The sequence below is a fragment of the Capsulimonas corticalis genome, from assembly GCF_003574315.2.
GTDB lineage: Bacteria > Armatimonadota > Armatimonadia > Armatimonadales > Capsulimonadaceae > Capsulimonas > Capsulimonas corticalis.
The window spans coordinates 6,118,969-6,133,301 of the sequence record NZ_AP025739.1 but is presented as its reverse complement, the minus strand read 5'-3'; the positions used below and the strand labels follow the sequence as shown (position 1 = coordinate 6,133,301).

General features: G+C 61.6%; 12 protein-coding genes. 1 reads left to right on the top strand and 11 read right to left on the bottom strand.

The window, feature by feature from the left end:
* Nucleotides 1-41: 41 nt before the first annotated feature.
* From D5261_RS26270 to D5261_RS26250, 5 genes are all read right to left on the bottom strand, one after another.
* Nucleotides 42-2,603: an MGH1-like glycoside hydrolase domain-containing protein gene (locus tag D5261_RS26270; protein ID WP_165863879.1), complete on the bottom strand. Its 2,562-nt coding sequence runs from the start codon at nt 2,601-2,603 to the stop codon at nt 42-44.
* A complete protein-coding gene (locus D5261_RS26265; protein WP_125205766.1) occupies nt 2,600-3,439 on the bottom strand; it encodes a DUF1559 family PulG-like putative transporter in 840 nt (279 codons plus the stop codon). The genes D5261_RS26270 and D5261_RS26265 overlap by 4 nt, the downstream gene beginning before the upstream one ends.
* A 269-nt stretch (nt 3,440-3,708) precedes the next feature.
* Entirely contained in the window at nt 3,709-4,698 is a 990-nt protein-coding gene (locus D5261_RS26260) for an AAA family ATPase (RefSeq protein WP_119319688.1), read from the bottom strand.
* 17 nt (nt 4,699-4,715) lie between these two features.
* Nucleotides 4,716-6,731 carry a transglutaminase-like domain-containing protein gene (locus D5261_RS26255; RefSeq protein ID WP_119319188.1) on the bottom strand — a complete coding sequence of 672 codons (2,016 nt, stop codon included), beginning with the start codon at nt 6,729-6,731 and terminating at the stop codon, nt 4,716-4,718.
* Entirely contained in the window at nt 6,728-8,086 is a 1,359-nt protein-coding gene (locus D5261_RS26250; protein WP_119319189.1) for a DUF58 domain-containing protein, read from the bottom strand. Before D5261_RS26250 ends, D5261_RS26255 begins: the two co-directional genes overlap by 4 nt.
* 181 nt (nt 8,087-8,267) lie before the next feature.
* Between D5261_RS26250 and D5261_RS26245 the strand changes: the two genes are divergently transcribed.
* A complete protein-coding gene (locus tag D5261_RS26245) occupies nt 8,268-9,422 on the top strand; it encodes a GNAT family N-acetyltransferase (RefSeq protein WP_119319190.1) in 1,155 nt (384 codons plus the stop codon).
* Between the two features lie 220 nt (nt 9,423-9,642).
* Here D5261_RS26245 and D5261_RS26240 read toward each other — a convergent pair whose 3' ends face one another.
* From D5261_RS26240 to D5261_RS26215, 6 genes are all read right to left on the bottom strand, one after another.
* The gene (locus tag D5261_RS26240) at nt 9,643-9,975 is read right to left on the bottom strand and encodes an SUF system Fe-S cluster assembly protein (RefSeq protein ID WP_119319191.1); all 333 of its coding nucleotides are present in this window, start codon (nt 9,973-9,975) and stop codon (nt 9,643-9,645) included.
* A gap of 216 nt (nt 9,976-10,191) precedes the next feature.
* The gene (locus D5261_RS26235) at nt 10,192-10,632 is read right to left on the bottom strand and encodes a SufE family protein (RefSeq protein WP_119319192.1); all 441 of its coding nucleotides are present in this window, start codon (nt 10,630-10,632) and stop codon (nt 10,192-10,194) included.
* Nucleotides 10,629-11,876: a cysteine desulfurase gene (locus D5261_RS26230; protein WP_119319193.1), complete on the bottom strand. Its 1,248-nt coding sequence runs from the start codon at nt 11,874-11,876 to the stop codon at nt 10,629-10,631. The genes D5261_RS26235 and D5261_RS26230 overlap by 4 nt, the downstream gene beginning before the upstream one ends.
* On the bottom strand, nt 11,877-13,205 hold the full coding sequence (gene sufD / locus D5261_RS26225; RefSeq protein ID WP_119319194.1) for a Fe-S cluster assembly protein SufD: 1,329 nt from the start codon (nt 13,203-13,205) through the stop codon (nt 11,877-11,879).
* 14 nt (nt 13,206-13,219) lie between these two features.
* A complete protein-coding gene (gene sufC / locus D5261_RS26220; RefSeq protein ID WP_119319195.1) occupies nt 13,220-13,990 on the bottom strand; it encodes a Fe-S cluster assembly ATPase SufC in 771 nt (256 codons plus the stop codon).
* 128 nt (nt 13,991-14,118) lie between these two features.
* Complete coding sequence (locus D5261_RS26215; protein WP_125205767.1) at nt 14,119-14,328, bottom strand: hypothetical protein; 210 nt, start codon at nt 14,326-14,328, stop codon at nt 14,119-14,121.
* Between the last annotated feature and the right edge of the window lie 5 nt (nt 14,329-14,333).

The following is a 14,333-nucleotide window of genomic DNA, read 5'->3' as shown; positions in this document are numbered from 1 at the left end:
TGGACGCCACCCATCGATAGCGCCCATCGGTGCATCCTCGCCTAGCGCGGAGCCAGCTGCGCCCCAAATACTCCGCCGGCGGTGGCGCCGGGTTTGGCTTGAAAGCGTACGGTGATCGTTGATTTTCCCTGCGTGAGATCCGTGGGGATGGGATAAGACACGTCGAAGAACTGTCCCGGCTGGTTGTTCTCCAGCGTCTGCTCCGCAAGATGGACTCCGTTCACCAGGATGTCGAACCGGCGATTTCCGGCGTCGCCGCCCCAATAGGTCACCACAAGCGCGTTCGGGGCGTTGGGCGCGGTTTTGAGATCGAAGGCGAAATAGCCCCCATCGTTGGCGTCGCGCCATCGTTTTCCGTTGAATTCTCCGGTGCGTGAATTTTCCTGCTGCAATCCCTCGAGTTCGAGCGGCAGTCCCGTCACTTGCGCTGTGGCCGTCCGTTCCGGCGAGGCGACCAGTTGGGTTCCGTAGACTTTCATCTCCACCAGAGCCACGGCGGCGCTTTCGGGATTGGCAAAGAGCACGCGCAGGCGGGATGTTTGAACGGGCGCGAAGCGGATGACGGTTTCGCCGTTCTCGACGGGTTTGAGCGCCGAGGTCTTGCCGCCTGGCGCATCCGCCCATTTATTCCCTGTCCAGTACTGGATCGCGGCGCTGGCGGGAGCCTTGAACTTCGCGCCGTCGCCGTAGAAATAAAGGCGCGCCGATTGGACGGTTTTGACGCTTCCTAAGTCGAGGCTAAACCAATCGCTCTGGCTCCGCGAGCCGAGGTTCGTCCAGTAGTTGCGCAGCTCCGGGTAGAACCAAACGCGGCCGTCGACCGCTGGATAGAGATCTGCAGGGGCGCTGTTCAGGGAGGCGGAGGGAGCCGGGAAGCCGCTTCGAGTCAGGTTCACGGCCAGATTTGCAAGTGATGGGGTGCTTGGGCGAGGCGGCGCCGCTTGCTTGGGGAGCTTCACCAATATGCGCCCCAGCGCCGGCGATTTCGCGAGCAGGCGGCCATCCACCCACACGGACAGTCCGACGCCCCGATGGTAGTGTTTGCCGTCCCGGTCATAGAGGATCGTGACAAGCCGGCCATGATAGGACGCGTTTTCCAGGCACAGTGAGGCGATTGGGTTTTTCGACTTTGAGCCTGTGCGTAGAAGCGGATTGATTTCCAGAATATCGTCGGCGCGTGGCCGCAGGCCCGCCAGCCCCGTGATCACGAGGTCGTTATAGCCGGAATGGTTGTAATGATGGCTCCGGTTCAGGCCGACGATCGCGCGGCCGGTGTTCGGATCGTAGTCCTCCTGTAAATCCGGCTTCCCATCTCGGTAATGCTGCTGCGTGTATTGCCGGAGCAGACGCACGTAATCGTCATCGCCGATGATCGCTTGTTTGGGATAGTCGTTGAGGAAATTCGCCAGGCCGCCCAGCGCCAGCGTGGTTTGGAACGGCCAGCTTGGGCCATTCCACTGGCATTCCGGCTTATCTTTCCCGTCCTCATGGGCATACCGGTACTGCCGCATATAATACTCGTAGGACGGTTCGACGGTGCGGATCCCGCCCGGGCCGCCCAGACGAGCGGGATCGAGAATGTGGCGCCATGAAGCCGCGTACTTGGGGTCTCGATCCGGCAAGTCAAAGTACCACGGCGTGTAACCGGCGAGTTCTCTTCCACGGATGAAGTCCCAATAGTGAACGAACTGGTTGCTGACTTTGTAGCGATCGATATAGTGCTGAAAATCGTCGTTCCAAAGATCTCGCTCCATCAGACTCCGGAGAGTATCAGCCTTGGACGCGTATTCCTGCGCGGTTGCGGCGTCTCCCGCCAGCGCGGAAAGCCGGCTGATAGCGCGCGCGTTGGCGAACATGAAGCTGTTGATGCTGGGGCGGAACGCGTCTCCGCCCACGAATCCATCCCGACCGCCTGAGGCGTCGATGGATGAAATCGTGTATTCCGTGGCGTCCAGCAGCGGCTCGATAAAATACAGCCCTTTTCCGGCGTCCCAGTGGTCGTCCCACTGCTGGTAGATGCGCTTCATCTCCTCCAGGTTCTTCACGGCGAACGCGCGGTCCGAGTCCACAAGGTAGCGGGAGTAGGCGGCGTCCGCAATGGACTCGCTGAAATGCCGGTCGTTGCCGCCGTGATACATGAAGTCGATATAATCGTCCATGTAGCGCCGATCCCGGAGCCAGCGGCCCTCGTGGATGTGGAAGGCGGTGGCGTCGTTCAGGCTCTCGTAGGGCTTGAGGGACCAGCCGACATCGTCCAGAAATTCGGTGGCGATGTAGCCGCGCGCGCCCAGGTCCCGCAGGTGCGACTTGTAGTCCTTCCAGCGATAGTAGTAGATTTCGGTAATCTGGGGATCCGAGCATTCGAAGAAGGGGATGTTTTCCTTATACCAGGGCGCGTCATGGCCGAAGTGACTGGCCGCGAGCGTGGCTTGCGGAAGAATATTCGTTTCGCCGCGCTTCCCATTCGCACCGTGAGCGGGGAGGGTGAAGAAAGCCAGCGCGCCGCCGGCGTAAAGCATACGCCGGATCCGTCGCGCCGCGCGTGCGGACGGAGTGTGGGCGCTAGGCGTCCACACTCCGGTTCGGAAGTTCGGTGGGATCATTGGCCGTCGTCGGCTCGCGTGAAGTAGACCAAACCGCAATGGTTGGTGGGAGTTTCCCATGTCCCGCACGTCGTGGTGGTCTGGGCCGATGTCGTCAGCAGCGAGCTCAGAGTCATGGATTTGGCGTGTCCATCACAGAAGATGACGTTGGTCCGATTCTGATGTCTCGCGACGAGCATTCCCTCGAGATTCGTGTTGGTGGCGTCGGTCCCATGAAGCGTGTTCGGCGGCGTGCTTGCCGCGTCGATGGCGGTCGGCTGCTGCGCGTTAAACGCCCAGGAGAGCTGGAAGGAGCCGTTGCCGTCTCCCGCCAGGAATGTCGTGGAAGGCGATTCAATCGCCGGCAGCGCGTCCGTGACATTCTGCGCCCCGCTCATCGGTCCGGCCCATTGAGAACCGCCTGCGTTCCCTCCATTGCCCCAATAAGCGTTGCTGGCCGCATAGCTGCCGAAACCGCCAACGTTCGTGGCGCTGAGATCGAGCAGGCCGCGATTGGGAATGTACTTGTTCGCGGCGTTGGAGTCGCTGGGGCAGTTGAAGACCTGCGTGCTCTTGATATACGGCTGAATGCTGTCCATCCAGCGGCCGGTGCTGCTATTCCAATTCCCCTGGTACAGCCCGGGAAAATATTCGTCGCTGTCCTGATTATACTGGAGAAAAGCAACGCCGATTTGCTTCAGGTTCGATAGGCAAGAGATCGATCTTGCCTTCTCCCGAGCCTGTGCGAACACCGGGAAGAGAATGGCGGACAGGATCGCAATGATCGCGATAACGACGAGCAGCTCAATCAGCGTAAAACCGGAGGAACGTGGGAGTTTGGTTCGAATTTTCATCATCGTCTCCATCATCAGTAATGAAAAAGAATTATCGTGTTACCATTACGACCAATTGAAGTTATTGGTTAGATCATTATAGATCCCAACCTCGAATCTGTCAAGAAGATTTTGCGCGATTGAGGAGCTGCCCCAATGAGGCAGCTCACGAGGGTAGGTTTTTGTTCGGCGATTTCACTGGGGGGCATGCCGGCCAATAACTCGATGTTGGCGATTGCGTTATTGGAAAACCTACCCTTGTGAGCAATGGGGTAGATAAGATCGAGTTCTTACTATCGCGGCGCCGCTACTCCGTCCAGAATTTCCTCGATCACTTGCCCTGGCTGTACGCCTCCGTACTTCGCCTTCGTGTCCAGCATGATCCGGTGTGCGAGCACCGGGGCCGCCAGCGCGCGCACGTCTTCGGGGAGCACGAAGTCGCGGCCGTCGATGGCGGCGCGGGCTTGCGCCGTTCGGTAGAGGGTGAGCGAGCCGCGCGGGGAGACGCCCAGGCGCAGGCGGGCGTCGGCGCGGGTGGCCTGGACGATTTTGAGGACGTATTCGGCGACGGTGGGGTCGAACTGAATGTGCTTGACGCGCTCCTGCATCGCGAGGATATCCTCGCCGTTGACGCGCGGCTTGAGAGCGTCGAACGGATCGTGGTCGTGGTGGCTGGTCAGGATCTCCATCTCGTGCTCGATGTCCGGGTAGCCCATCGTGACGCGGACGGCGAAGCGGTCGAGCTGGGCCTCGGGCAGAGGATAGGTGCCGTGGAACTCCGTGGGGTTCTGTGTGGCGATTACGAAGAAGGGCTGGGGCAGGTCTTTGCGGCGGCCTTCGATGGTGATCTGATTTTCGCTCATAACCTCCAGCAGCGCCGACTGGGTGCGCGGGGAGGTTCGGTTGATCTCGTCGGCGAGCAGGACGTTCGCGAAGACGGGGCCTTCGCGGAATTCGAATGTGCCGTCCTGCGGGCGGTAGAAGCTCGTGCCGGTGATGTCGGCGGGCAGCAGGTCGGGCGTGAACTGGATTCGGCGGAAGATCCCGCTGATCGAGCGGGCGAGGGACTTCGCCAGCGTGGTCTTGCCCGTGCCGGGGACGTCTTCCAGCAGAACGTGGCCGCCGGCGAGCAGCGCGACCATGACGAGGCGAATACTCTCGGATTTGCCGCGGATGACCGTGCTCAGGTTGTCTTCAATGCGGCTCACGATCTCCGCGAACTCCGCCTGCGTCAGGGGCGGCGCAGTGTTTGTTGTTTTGATCGCGGTTGGGGATGTTTCCATGCGTTCGATTTCCATTGTCATCGTCGTGAACCTGTGAGTCCTCTCTCCAAAGTCTCCATCAAATCGGTCGTCTCGCGCCGCAGGGCCGGATCGGCGTCGCGGCGGAAGCGCAGCAGGTTGTAACAGCGAACGAAATCGTTCGCGCGGTCGAAGTCCAGCTCGGGCTGCTCGGCTTTGGGCAGCCCGGCCAGGCGCGTGAGGTGTTCGCCCCAAGGGCGGGACGGCGGGCAGGGGGCGTTGGCGCGCTTCAGCAGCGCTGAAAACCGTGTGGCGAGTCGGGCTAATTCTTCGTCGATCGGCGCATAGCCGCCGGCGCTTTTTTGGGTTTTGACGCGCCGGCGGCGGGCGAGCAGCGCGCGCGCTCCGACATACAGGAGCAGCAGACCAAAGGCGGCGCCGCTCAGCGTGGCGGGACTGAACTGGGCGAGCCATTCGCGAAGATCGGAGATACGGTCCGCGAGCGTTTCCCAGATCTTCGTTCCCGTAGGCGTGTCGGGATAAAGCTTGTCCGGCCGGCCGCCGCCGGGCGTGGCGTCCACGGTCACCCAGCCGACGCCGTTGATCCAGCTTTCGGCCCAGGCGTGCGAGTCGCGCTGGCGGACGACGGTTTCGCCGCCTGCTTCGCCCTCATGGGCGTAATATCCCGTCGCGTAGCGGCTCGGAACGCCGACGCAGCGCAGCAAGATCACGGCGGCGCTGCCAAAGTATTCGCAATACGCCGCCTTCTGGTGCAGCAGAAACTCCGAAACTTTGTCCCCTTTGCCGATGTGGACGTTGAGGCTGTACGAATAGTGGGAGATCAGGTAGTTGGTGACGGCCTGCACCTTCGCGCGGTCATCGGGTTCGCCGCCCGCGATTTTCCGTGCGAGCGCGCGCACTTCGGGAGCGATCTCGCTGGGAACGTCGAGGCAGCGAGCGCGTTCGTCCGGCGTCGGAGGCGCGCACAGAATTCCCTGGTTCTCTTCGTTTGCGGGCAGGATCAAATCGTAGTAATACGGAGCGCCGACATCCGTCTTGAGCGGATTGCCGATCTCGGGCGAGCGCTCGATGGACGTGAGCTCAGGACCGCCGACGCCCGCGACGCCCAGCGGCGCGACCAGGAGATGCAGTCCTTCCGCGAAGCAAGTCACATGGGCGCGGACGCCTTTAGCATTTGGCTTGAGATTGTTTTCGCCGGCGGGAACGAACTTACGGCCTTCGAGCGTCGGCGTCCAGCTTCCATGACGGTAGGTGTCGAAGACCAGGCCCCGCAGATGCGCGACGCCCGCCAGATGTGTGATCCGCAGGACCCGGGTCGGGGAGCCCTCATTATTGAAGCTGTCTCCGAGGCTTGGCGCGGACGACAGCGCGGCGCGTTCCGGCGCATGCTGGCGAGACAAGAGGTTATCGCCAAGCGAATTGATCTTGTCGTGATACGTCACGAAGATCGAATAAACACCGAAGCCGGCGCCGACTCCCACCAGGATCGCCAGCATTCGCGACCAGAGCACGCGCCAGTTCGGCGCCGTCGATTTTACGCTGGGCGGACGGCGCGAGTAGGAGCGCAGCGACAGCACCGTGAATACGATGTACGCAGGCGCGATCCAGCGGATGTAGGCGGTCTCGTAAGTCGTGGCGGCGGCGGCGAGAACCAGGGACGCCAGCGCGATCGTGATAGCGCCGGGCGGATTGCCGCCGGGCTTCTCCCGCCACGCCTGAATGACGATCTCGACGGCGCAGATCACGCCGAACGCGTCGACGGTCGCCGGGTCGAAGAGGCTGACGTTACCTTGATCGTTGCGGCCCGCGCCGCTGCCGATCAGTCCGTAGGCGGCAATCCGAATGACCCACACGATCCACGACCCTTGCGGAATCCGCTGCGGGAAGTAGCGCGCCAAATGCAGGAGCACGGCGAAGACGGCGATCAGCGCGTACCGCTGATCGTTTACCAGCAGCGCCGCGTAAGCGACCAAAATCGCCGCTTCGGCGGCCCAGGGCAGCCGAAACGGGGCAGGGCGCTCCGCGGCGGCGCCGGGAGCAATCTGTGTGGTCATAGCTCCTCCGGTCCGGCGTCAAAGCGAGCCTTGTCGATCGTGGGAATCGGGCCGGTGAAGGCCGTACCGCCGCCGGGATCCATCGTGCACGCGCCGTCGCGCACCAGGATTACCTTGACGCCCGCGCCGGCCTGCGCCATGCGCTGGGCGAAGGCGAGGCGTGTCTCGTCCCAGTTCAGGAAGACGCAGATCACGGTGGTGATGCGTGAGAGATTTTCTTGCAGTTCGGGCTCTAAAATCTCGAACGGCTCGTCCGGACTGGGATCGACACAGGCGAGAATGTCCAAAATCTGATCCAGGTGCGCCAGGCTTCGGCCGGCGGTCAGGTGATAGAGATTGGGGCCGGCGGCGAAGATGTCCACGAGATAGTCCTGACGCGCCATGTAGTCGCTGACGGCGGCGCATAGGGAGACGGCCCGTTCGAAGTCCGCCGCGCGCGCCTTCGCGTCCGGCCCGCCGGCCACATAAGTGTCCAGCACCACCCCGACGCGCAGGAAATACTCCTCGCGGTACTCGCGGATGATCGGCCGGCTAAGACGCGCCATGGCGCGCCAGTCGATGTCGCGGATACTGTCGCCCTCATGGTATTCACGGTTGCCCAAAAACTCAAACGATTCGCCCTGGTGCGACGCCAGCGCGACGCCGCCGGGTTGGTAGCGGCTTCCCGTGGGAACATCCAGATGCGTCAGCGGATGGAACGCCGGATACACCAGAAGGCTTTGCGGCTGATAGTACGTCCGATAGGCGCGGATCAGCCCGAAGGGAAAATCCGTCTCAACCCGGTAGCCTTTGAGCTGCTGCATGCCACGCTGCTTGCAGCGCAGGCCAAGCCGCACGTGGATGCTTTTGCCGCGCGTCAGCGGCGGCAGATCGACCCCGGATTCCGGAACGGCGTCCACGGCCTGCGGCAGCCAGTGCGGCAGCAGCGTCAGGTCCACGCCGGCGAAGCGCCCCGTCTGCGTTACGGTCACATCCACGGAGACCGTCTCGCCGACGCAAACGCGCTCTGGATGCTTCGCCTGGATCGTCACCTGCGGACGGCTGAGCGCCACATAAACGGCGGCGGCGAGCCAGAGGCCGATTGCATAGCAAAACAGCACATACGATTGAAGCTCCAGCGAGACCGCGCCGTAACCGGTAAAGATGATCGTGGCGGCGACAAACCAGCGGCCCGTTTTGCTCAGGCGCAGGGTCAGCAGACGCCAGAGGAAACGCGAGATTTCCCCACGAAACAGAGGATGCTGCGCGATATCCTTGGTGCTGGGAAAGTCCGAGAGCGGCGGGATCTCGTCGTTCAAATGCATTGTGTGGTGGCGGGCGACGACAGTGTCGCGCGGAGCCGCTGGCTTTTCCATAGTTCCTCACGCCGCGAAGTGCGGGCGGACATTGGTCGTTCTTTGTCTTTATAACGTGGAAGCAGGCGATCGGTTCCGTGAGAAAATTCGCAATCGTTTACGGTGAGGCTGTTCGTATTCCAGGTATTATGAAGACGCCGTTCGAAGTTCGCAATTTGAGATCATAAAGGAACAATTCGCGATGCCACATGAGATCGCCCGCCTGACCGCTCAGGATTACGAAGAGCTGGTCGATTTTATCAGCATGGTTTTCAGCGTGGCGCATGGCCCCACGGATTTCCAGACCTTTGGCCCCGCCATGTACGAACCGACCGATGAGAGCATGTCGCAGCAGTATGTCGTGCGGGAAAACGGCCGCATCCGCGCCGCCGTCGGCGTGTTCCCCATGACCTATCGGATTGGCGACATCTCGCTGCGCGTCGCGGGCGTGGGCAATGTCGCCGTCCACAAACACCATGGCGGCAAAGGCTATATGGTTGAACTGATGAACGCGGCCACCGCCGATATGGCGATGGGCGGCGTCGATTTCTCGTTCCTGACCGGACAGCGTCAGCGATATCAGTACTTTGGCTACGAGCCCTGCGGCGCCGCCTGCGCGGTCTATTTCAGCCCAGCCAGCGTCAAGCACACCGCCCGCCACGCCGGCTTCGCGACGTATACATTTGAAGAGATGGCCGCGCAAAGCGAAGAGATTATCAATAAAGCTTACGAGATTTACGCCGCGCAGTTCGCCCGAATCGAGCGTCCGCGTGAAAAGTTCGTCAATATCCTCCGCGCGGGCGTGGCGACGCCATATGTCATCTTCGCCGATGGGGAAGTCGTCGGATATGTGACGCGTAGTGGATCGACCATCAAAGAGATTCGCGTCGCGGACGACAACCAGCTCCCCTCCATCCTGCACGCGCTAACGGCGAGCCGGCCGGGAGAGCACTCTACCGTGTTCCTGCCAACCCATGAGCCGCAAAATCTCGCGCAGGCGATTCGGATCTGTGAGAGCTATGTCGTGGAAAACGCGGGCAACTACCGTCTCTTCAACTTCGCCCGCACGGTCGAAGCGTTTCTGACGCTCAAGGCAAGCTATCGCCCGCTGCCCAGCGGCGAGATGGTGGTCGGCTCCGATCTCTTCGGAAACCACGTCATCTCCATCGTGGCGGGCAGTGTCGCCGTCTCTCCCACCGATCGGGAGCCCGACGTCACGCTGCATGGCATGGACATCTATCAGTTCCTCTTCGGCGCCGCCCCCATCGACGGCTTCTTCGACGGCGACCGCGAACCCAACCTCGCGCACGCCTGGTTCCCCGCGCCGCTGTACTTCCCGTTTCCGGATCACGTGTGAACGTACAGCATACCGGGCAATGAATTACCCGGCTGGGGGTGGCTTCGCCACCGACCGTCCGTGCCGGACGGAAGAGTGTAAACGCAAACGATCACCTTCTTCCGTCCGGCACGGACGGTCGGAAGCAAAGCTTCCCCCAGCCCCGTCTTTCAAGGCGGGGCTCCAAAACACACAGGGGCGGACGCATCATGCGTCCGCCCCCGTTTTGTGGATTTCTGCCTTAGAAGAACCCCAGCTCCAGCTTGGCGTCCTCGGACATCAGGTCCATGCTCCAAGCCGGCTCCCAGACAAGCTTGACCTTCACATCCGTCACGCCTTCGACTTGCCGGACCTTCTGCTCGACATCGCCCGGCAGCGACCCGGCGACGGGGCAGGCGGGGGAGGTGAGGGTCATCTGGATATCGACGACGCCGTACTCGTCCACATCGATCTCGTAGATCAGGCCCATCTCGTAGATATTGACCGGGATCTCGGGATCGTAAACGGTGCGGATCATCTCGATCACTTCCGCTTCAATCGCGAGCGGATAAACGCGTGTTCGTTCTTCTGCCATGGTGTTGTGCTTCCGTTGTTGCTGCGGCACCTGAAGAGCCGGCGCGGCGGTTGAAACCGCGCCTGCAAGAGCGCAGAAACCCACCTGCGTGGGTTGCAAAGATTTGTTACGCAAGTATGATCTGCGCATATTGGCATTGAGTCCGCGAAGGCGGACTTTGGCGCACTTCTAGGCGCGGTTTTAACCGCCGGCGCCTCATGTGGACTTCGCTGATGGTTAGGCGGTGGCGTCAATAAACCCCTGTGCGTACTTCTTAATTTGCTTGTCGGCCGCGCGCATGCCGTTGACGCGGACCATCGAGAGGTTTTCGGCCAGTCCCGAACGTTCGATGAAATCGGGGTTCTTGGCGACGATCTCTTCGGGCGTATGGCCGGAGTAGAGGCGAACGAGCATGGCGATCAAGCCGCGCACGGTGGGGGCGTCGCTGTCGGCCTGGAGCGTGACAACGCCGTTAGCCAAAGTCGGATGAATCCAGACCTGGGATTGGCAGCCGCGCACTTTATTGGCGTCGGTCTTGAACTCTTCGGGCAAGGCGGGGAGCGCCTGGCCCAGTTCGATCACGAAGCCGTAGCGTTCGGTCCAGTCTTCGAAAAGCGCGAGTTCGTCGATGATCTCGTCCTGCGTGGACGCGATCGATTGCGTCTGGGCGCCACTCATTTTGCAAAAAACTCCTGAACTTTGCGCAGGCCCACGACCAGGGCGTCGATCTCCTCGCGCGTGTTATACAAGCCGAGCGAAGCGCGCGCCGTCGATGGCACGCCGAGACGCTGTAAGACGGGGTGGGCGCAGTGCTGGCCGGTGCGAATGGCGATCCCCTGGCGATCCAGCAGCGTTCCGATTTCCAATGGGTGGATGTCGCCCAGCGTGAACGAGTAGACGCTCGCCTTGTTCCTGGCCGTTCCGATCATCCGGAAGCCCTCGATTTCCGAGAGGGCCTGCGTTCCATACTCCATCAGTTCGTGCTCGTAGGCGGCGATGTTGGCGACGCCAAGGCTTTGGATGTAATCGATCGCCGCGCCGAGGCCGGCCGCGCCGGCGATGTGCGGGGTGCCGGCTTCGAACTTATAGGGCAGATCGTTGTACTCGGTATGCTCGAAAGTGACCGTGGCGATCATGTCGCCGCCGCCCTGGTAGGGCGGCATCGCCTCCAGGAGCGCGGTCTTGCCGTAGAGCACGCCAATGCCGGTGGGCCCGTAAAGTTTGTGTCCGGAAAAGACTAAGAAGTCGGCGTCCAGCGCCTGGACGTCAAGCGGGATATGATAGGCCGACTGCGCGGCGTCGATCAGGACGGGAACGCCCTGCGCGTGCGCCTTCGTGATGATCTCTTCGATCGGGTTGATCGTGCCCAGGACATTCGACATATGCACGACCGCGACGATCTTCGTGCGTTCGGTGAGCAGTTTGTCGAACTCGTCCATCAGCAGCTCGCCGGCGTCGTTGATCGGGATCACCTTGAGCTTGGCGCCCTTTTCCTCGCAGAGCATCTGCCAGGGGACGATGTTGCAGTGGTGCTCCATCGTCGAGATCAAAATCTCGTCGCCGGGGCCGATGTTCTTGCGGCCATAGGTGGACGCAACCAGGTTGACGCCTTCGGTCGCGTTGCGCACAAAGATGATCTCGTGCGCGTCCTCGGCGTGGATGAATTCCTTGACCTTGACGCGCGCGCCTTCATAGGCGCGCGTCGCCTTCTCCGCAAGCAGGTGAGGGCTGCGGTGGATGTTCGCGTTCTCTTCCGTATAGTAACGGAGGAGCGTGTCGATCACCGACTGCGGCTTTTGAGTCGTGGCGGCGTTATCCAGATACACAAGCGGCTTGCCATGCATCTGGGTGTGCAGGATCGGGAAATCAGCCCGAACCGCCTGAACATCGTATCCTTTGGCTGTTTGCGGAGCGGCTGCCATTTACGCGACTCCTTCGAGGTCGTTCTGCGCCAGGAGCAGGCGGTCGATCTGCGCGCGCAGGGCTTCCACCTTGATTCGCGAAACGATATCGCTTGCGAAGGCGTAGGTCAGCAGGTTGCGCGCCTCCGCTACGGGGATACCGCGCGTGCGCAGGTAGAACAGGGCCTCGTCGCTGAGCTGGCCGACGGTCGCGCCGTGGGTGCACTTGACGTCATCCGCGAAGATCTCCAGCTGAGGCTTGGTGTTGATCTGCGCGTCGTCCGAGAGCAGCAGTGTCTGGTTGGTCTGCTTGGCGTCGGTCTTTTGCGCGTCTTCGCGGACGAAGATTTTGCCGTTAAACACGCCGCGCGACTTGCCGTCCAGGATGCCCTTGTAGATCTCGTGGCTGTCGCAGTGCGGGAAGGCGTGGTCGATCGACGTATGGTTGTCGATGACCTGCCGGTCGTTGCCGTAGTACACGCCGTTCAGAGTGCAGACGATACCTTCGGCGCCCAAAAACGCGTTGATGTCGTTGCGCGTCGCCGACCCGCCGAGCGTCACCGCGTGCGAGGTGAAGTTCGACGTGCGGCTGAGCGTCAGCTCCATCGTTGCGACATGGAACGCGGTCTTGCTTTCGCGCTGGACCTTGTAATGGTCGATCACGGCGTTGGCGCCGAGCACGACTTCGGTGACGGCGTTTGTGAAGTACACATTATCGCCGACGCCGACATAGCTCTCGACGATCGTCGCCTGGCTGTTCTCCGCCGCCACAAACAAGTTGCGCGGGTGGGAGACCGTCGCTTCCGAGCCGGCCTGCGAAACGAACAGCAGGTGGATCGGGGCTTCGATCACGACATTGCGTTCAATGTTCAGAAATACGCCGTCGGCGAGCGCCGCCGTGTTCAGCGCCACGAAAGCGTGATTGTCGAACTTCGCGGTTTGGGCGAGGTGCGGCTTGACCAGCTCGGGCGTCTCGGCGATCGCCTGCGAGAGCGTTGTCAGAGTGACGCCCTTCGGCAGCTCGCCGACGGTCGAAAGCGACGCATCGTAGGCGCCGTTTACGAACACTAGCTGCGTTCCCACGCCGCCTTCGAGGCTGTATGGCGCGATGGCCGCGCGGTCCAGCGTTCCCGGGCCGCCCGCCGCTCGCTTGAAGGGCGTTTCGACGATTGGGGAGACGCTGAAGTAGCGCCAATCCTCGTCGCGCCGGGTCGGGAAGCCGATCCGGGAGAAGGCGCGGCGGGCGTCTTCGCGCACGGGCTCCAGCCATTCGGGCGCGGCGTCGTTCGCCGGCGTCTCGGTGAAGGCGGTTAGATAACTGTTATAGGAAGAATCGATCACATCCGTCATAAGGGCCTCGCTTCTTATACCAGGGCCGGCTGCGCTTCGAGCGTCTCGGCCTCGATCTTGTCGTAGCCGTCCGCTTCGAGCTCCAAAGCCAGTTCTTTGCCGCCCGACTTCACAATGCGGCCGTTCAGCATGACGTGAACGAAGTCCGGCACGATGTAGTTGAGCAAGCGCTGATAGTGGGTGACCACGATCACGGCGCGCTCCGGGCTGCGCAGGGTGTTGACGCCTTCGGCCACGCTCTTCAGCGCGTCGATGTCCAGACCCGAATCCGTCTCGTCGAGGATCGCGAGCTTGGGATCGAGGACCGCCATCTGGAAGATCTCGTTGCGCTTCTTTTCGCCGCCCGAGAAACCTTCGTTGACTGGCCGGTTGAGCAGGCTCTGGTCGATGTGCAGGACGTTCAGCTTCTCACGGACCAGCTTCAGGAACTGCGCGCCGTTCAGCTCTTCCTGACCACGGCTCTTGCGAATGCTGTTGAGCGCCGCGCGCAGGAAGTAGGTGTTGTTGACGCCGGGAATCTCGACGGGATACTGAAACGCCAGGAACAGACCCGCATGCGCGCGCTCTTCCGGATCCAGCTCCAGCAGGTCCTCGCCTTCGAAGGTGACGGTTCCGCCGGTGACTTCATAAGCGTCGCGGCCGGCCAGAACGTTCGCCAGCGTGCTCTTGCCCGAGCCGTTCTTGCCCATGATCGCATGCACTTCGCCGGGATTTACGGTCAGATTGATGCCGCGCAGGATCGGCTTGCTTTCAACGCGCGCTTCTAAATTTTTGATCTCTAACATACTCTGTCCTTCTTAGATCGATAATTGACGTTTTAAAATTTCTCATGAGAGCAAGAGGCGGAGACGCCCCTTGGCCCCACAGGGGGAACAACCCCCAAATTTGTGCGCCTCGCCGTAGACCTTACGGTCTACACCCCCTGTGGGGGTCGGGGGGCGTCTTCGGCGGCCGCGAGCGCGTCGCGACGCTGCGCTTCCATCACAATTTCCTGCACACTCATCGGATTGACTTCCGACGGAGCGGATTTTGATATCAGCCCGACCGGCCCCACCGTCAGGAGCATCAGCAGATGCCCCATGGATTTGCCCAATATGCGGAATGCGCCGAAGAGTATTTGCATGTATT